Below are 4,103 nucleotides of genomic sequence, written 5' to 3'. Positions count from 1 at the left end.
CCGTAGACGCTGCGCGGGGCGATGGGGTCGTCGGGCCGGTAGGCGCCGGGGCGCGTGCCGTCGAAGACGTAGTCGGTGGAGACGTGCACCAGCGGGATCGCGTGGCGCGCCGTCTCGGCGGCCAGGATCGCCGGCGCCAGCGCGTTGAGGCGCCAGGCCGAAACCGGCTCGGATTCGGCCTTGTCGACCGCGGTGTAGGCGGCCGTGTTGATCACCGCCGCGAAGCGACGTTCCGCCAGCAGGCGGGCGACGGCATCGGCGTCGGTGATGTCGAGGGCTCCGCGGTCGGGGGCGTGCACCGTGACGCCGTCAGGCCAGGCGTAGGCCTGCAGCTCGGTGCCGACCTGCCCGGCGCCGCCGAGAACGAGGATGTCCATTCAGGCGCCCTTGCCTGTCGTGGGCGCGCCCTCGCTCGGCGCGAGGCCGAGGCGCTCGCCGGTGTAGCGGCCCTCGCGGATCGGGCGCCACCAGGCCTCGTTGTCGAGGTACCAGCGCACGGTCTCCTCCAAGGCCTGCTCGAAGGTCTTGGACGGCGCCCAGCCGACTTCGGCCTCCGCCTTGCTCGGATCGATCGCGTAGCGCCGGTCGTGTCCGGGACGGTCGGCGACGAAGCTGATCAGGTTTTCGTGCGGGGCGCCCTCGGGCCGAAGCCGGTCGAAGGCGGCGCAGAGCGCCTTCACCACGGCGAGGTTGTTGCGTACCGCGCGGCCGCCGAGCAGATAGGTCTCGCCGACCCGGCCGCGCTCCAGCACCGCCACGAGGCCGCGCGCGTGGTCCTCGACATGGATCCAATCGCGCTCGTTCAGGCCGTCGCCGTAGACCGGCAGCTTGCGGCCTTCGAGCGCGTTGAGGATCATCAGCGGGATCAGCTTCTCCGGGAAGTGGCGCGGCCCGTAATTGTTCGAGCAGTTCGTCACCAGCACCGGCAGGCCGTAGGTCTCGTGCCACGCCCGCGCCAGGTGGTCCGAGGCTGCCTTCGAGGCGGAGTAGGGCGAGCGCGGATCGTAGCGGCTGTCCTCGGTGAAGAACGCGTCCGGCGGCAGCGAGCCGTAGACCTCGTCCGTCGAGACGTGGAGGAAGCGGAACCGCGCCTTCGCCTCCGCTGGCAGTGCTTCGTAGTGGCCGCGCGCGGCATCCAGCATCACCTGCGTGCCGATGACGTTGGTCTGGATGAAGGCGCCCGGATCGGTGATCGAGCGGTCGACGTGGCTTTCCGCCGCCAGGTGCATCACCGCCTCCGGCGCAAAGTCTGCGAAGGCCGCGCGCACCGCGTCGGCGTCGCAGATGTCGGCCTCGACAAGGCGGTGGCGGGAATCCTCGGCGAGGCTGTCCAGCGACACCGGGTTGGCCGCGTAGGTCAGCGCGTCCAGCGTCAGCACGTCGTGGCCGAGGTCGCGCACGAGATGGAGCACGAGAGCGGAGCCGATGAAGCCGCAACCTCCGGTCACCAGAATGCGCATGGCAGGCCTTTCCTTGAATGCGTCGACGGTCGTCGCAAGCCGGGTCCTCAGAACACCGGTCCGAGGTCCGACAGGCGCGGCGCCGCCTTGTCCTTGTCCGACAGGATCGCCTCCGCCGCCGAGACCGGCCAGTCGATGCCGACCTTGGGGTCGTTCCAGACCAGGGCGCGGTCGTGGGCCGGGCTGTAGTACGCGTCCACCTTGTAGGCCACCATCGTGTCGGGCGTCAGGGTGCAGAACCCGTGGGCGAAGCCGTGCGGGATGAACAGCTGCTCGCCGCCCTCCGCATCCAACGTCACCGTCACATGCTGACCGTAGGTGGCAGAATCGCGGCGGAGATCGACCGCCACATCGAGGATCGCCCCGGAGAGCACCCGCACGAGCTTGGCCTGCGGCTGCGGCGCGACCTGGAAGTGCAAGCCGCGGATCGTTCCCTTGGGCACGGAGAACGACTGGTTGTCCTGCACGAACGCGCAGGTGATGCCGGCCCGCGCCAGCGCGTCGACGCGGAACGTCTCCGAGAACCAGCCGCGGGCGTCGCCGAAGCGCTTCGGCTTCACCCGCATCACCCCGGCGAGCCGGGTCTCGATCACGTCCATCGCACGCTCTCCGATGGTGCTGCGCTCAGCGCCCGACCGCACCGTCGCCCACGCGACGGCGTCCGCCTCGGACGCATCGAGCGGGCTTCCAAGCATTCCGGGGGGCTGTCAAGTCGCAAGGACCTTTCGCGGCTCCAGAGCGCCCGCTACGGAATCCCGATCATCTTGTGCGTCTGGAGCGAGAGCCGCCAGCGCGCATCCGCCCGGCAATAGGCGACCGCCGCGCCGGTGTTGGCGACCCGGTCCGGGCCGTCCATCGGCTGAAGCCAGCGATGGTGGAAGTCGAGGTCGGCGACGGTTTCCGGCGCGAGGCCGGCCTGCGGGAAGACCAGCTTCAACTCGTCGCCGTGCCGCTGCACCAGGGGGGCGCCGGCCTTGGGGCTGACGCAGATCCAATCGATCCCCTCGGGCGCCGCCAGCGTTCCGTTGGTCTCCACCGCGATGGCGAAGCCGCGGGCGTGGACCGCCGCGATCAGGGCGGGATCGAGCTGCAGCAGCGGCTCGCCGCCGGTGAAGACGACGTAGTGCCCGTGCGGACCGCCCTCCCAGGTCTGCGCGATCCGGTCTGCCAGGTCGTCGGCGGTGGCGAACTTGCCCCCGCCCTCGCCGTCGGTGCCGACGAAGGCGGTGTCGCAGAACCGGCAGACCGCCTCGGCCCGGTCGGCCTCGCGGCCGGACCACAGGTTGCAGCCGGCGAACCGGCAGAACACGGACGCCCGCCCGGCCTGCGCACCCTCGCCCTGAAGCGTGTGGAAGAGTTCCTTGACCGCGTACGCCATCGCCCCGCCGTGCCCGCGCGCCGTCGGCGCGGCCCCCGTCCCGTTCCAAAAGGTCGTCGAGCGACAGCACATAGGCGTCCGCGTGCCGCAACGCCACATCGGTGTCCCGAGGCGCGAAGCTCAGCCATGGGCCTGCCGAGACGCTGAGGCTCCGCCATGCTCTTGCCACGGTGCCCGCGTTGAACGGCCGGCGATCCATGGGCCCTTGTTCGCAGCCGCGAGAGGGACGGCACCGGGCCCGGTGCCGGCGCGGCGTTCCATTGCTTTGAGTCGGGGTCGATGTCGAACCGTTTTCTGAGGCGCCTCTCCCTGGGGCTCGCCACGCTCGCCGGCCTCCTCGGTGCGCAGGCGGCCGACGCCGTGACCGCACCCGTGCTCGTGGTGGAGGTCGATTCCGGCAAGGTGCTCTACGCGCAAGGGGCGACCGACCCCTGGTACCCGGCCTCGATCACCAAGCTGATGACCACCTACGTCGCCCTCGACCTGGTGCGGCAGGGCAAAGTCTCGCTCGATTCGATGATCACGATCTCGGCCGCCGCCGCCGCCGAGCCGCCCTCGAAGATGGGCTTCAAGCCGGGCACGCAGCTCACCCTCGACAACGCTTTGAAGATCATCATGGTCAAGTCGGCCAACGACGTGGCCTTCGCGATCGGCGAGACGCTCGGCGGCACGGTCGACGGCTTCGCCGACATGATGAACGAGACCGCGCGCAAGATCGGCATGCGCGAGAGCCGCTGGTACAACCCGAACGGTCTGCCCGATCCCCGGCAATGGACCTCGGCCCGCGACATGGCGGTGCTCGGCCGCGCGCTGCTGCGCGACTTCCCCGATTCGCACGACCTGTTCTCGATCTCGGCGATCCAGTTCGGCCGCTCGGTGATGGCCAACCACAACGGCCTGCTCGGGCGCTACGCCGGCGTCGACGGGATGAAGACCGGCTTCATCTGCGCGGGCGGCTTCAACGTGGTGGCGAGCGCCAACCGCAACGGTCGGCGCATCCTCACCATCGTGATGGGCAGCCCGAGCGCGCGTGAGCGCGACCTCAAGGCCGCCGACCTGTTCGATTACGGCTTCGGCCAGTCCGCCGGCTGGACCGCGCAGACCCTCGACGCGATGCCGGCCTCGCCGATCGGCGCGCCGCCCGACATGCGGCCCTACATCTGCGACCGCAAGAAGCCGATGCCGATCGACGAAGGCCCGGGCGCCATCGCCGGCGCGGCCGACAGCGCCGGCGCGCAGTTCCTTGGGGCCGCCGGCCTGTCCTC

Annotated in this window: 5 protein-coding genes; 1 reads left to right on the top strand and 4 read right to left on the bottom strand. The window is 70.6% G+C overall.

The window, feature by feature from the left end; all coding sequences use genetic code 11:
- The 4 genes from FV222_RS19025 to queE all read right to left on the bottom strand — a co-directional run.
- Positions 1-377: sugar nucleotide-binding protein (locus FV222_RS19025; RefSeq protein ID WP_147815394.1), on the bottom strand; the 377-nt coding region annotated here is incomplete at its 3' end.
- Positions 378-1,460 carry a dTDP-glucose 4,6-dehydratase gene (rfbB, locus tag FV222_RS19020; RefSeq protein WP_147762320.1) on the bottom strand — a complete coding sequence of 361 codons (1,083 nt, stop codon included), beginning with the start codon at positions 1,458-1,460 and terminating at the stop codon, positions 378-380.
- Positions 1,461-1,507: 47 nt separating this feature from the next.
- Complete coding sequence (gene rfbC, locus FV222_RS19015; protein WP_147762319.1) at positions 1,508-2,059, bottom strand: dTDP-4-dehydrorhamnose 3,5-epimerase; 552 nt, start codon at positions 2,057-2,059, stop codon at positions 1,508-1,510.
- Positions 2,060-2,205: 146 nt separating this feature from the next.
- The gene (gene queE / locus FV222_RS19010; protein WP_147762318.1) at positions 2,206-2,838 is read right to left on the bottom strand and encodes a 7-carboxy-7-deazaguanine synthase; all 633 of its coding nucleotides are present in this window, start codon (positions 2,836-2,838) and stop codon (positions 2,206-2,208) included.
- A gap of 279 nt (positions 2,839-3,117) precedes the next feature.
- Here queE and FV222_RS19005 point away from each other — a divergent pair.
- Positions 3,118-4,103, top strand: a 986-nt coding sequence (locus tag FV222_RS19005; protein ID WP_147815393.1) for a D-alanyl-D-alanine carboxypeptidase family protein, incomplete at its 3' end; no start/stop codon positions are given.

The organism is Methylobacterium sp. WL103 (genome assembly GCF_008039885.1).
In the GTDB taxonomy this organism is placed as follows: Bacteria; Pseudomonadota; Alphaproteobacteria; order Rhizobiales; family Beijerinckiaceae; genus Methylobacterium; species Methylobacterium cerastii.
The sequence above is the reverse complement of the archived record's forward strand: the minus strand, read 5'-3'. Positions and strand labels throughout refer to the sequence as shown.

Coding starts and splice junctions, on each gene's coding strand:
- queE (WP_147762318.1), bottom strand. CDS start 2,838: ATGGCGTACGCGGTCAAGGAACTCTTCCACACGCTTCAGGGCGAGGGT.
- rfbC (WP_147762319.1), bottom strand. CDS start 2,059: ATGGACGTGATCGAGACCCGGCTCGCCGGGGTGATGCGGGTGAAGCCG.
- rfbB (WP_147762320.1), bottom strand. CDS start 1,460: ATGCGCATTCTGGTGACCGGAGGTTGCGGCTTCATCGGCTCCGCTCTC.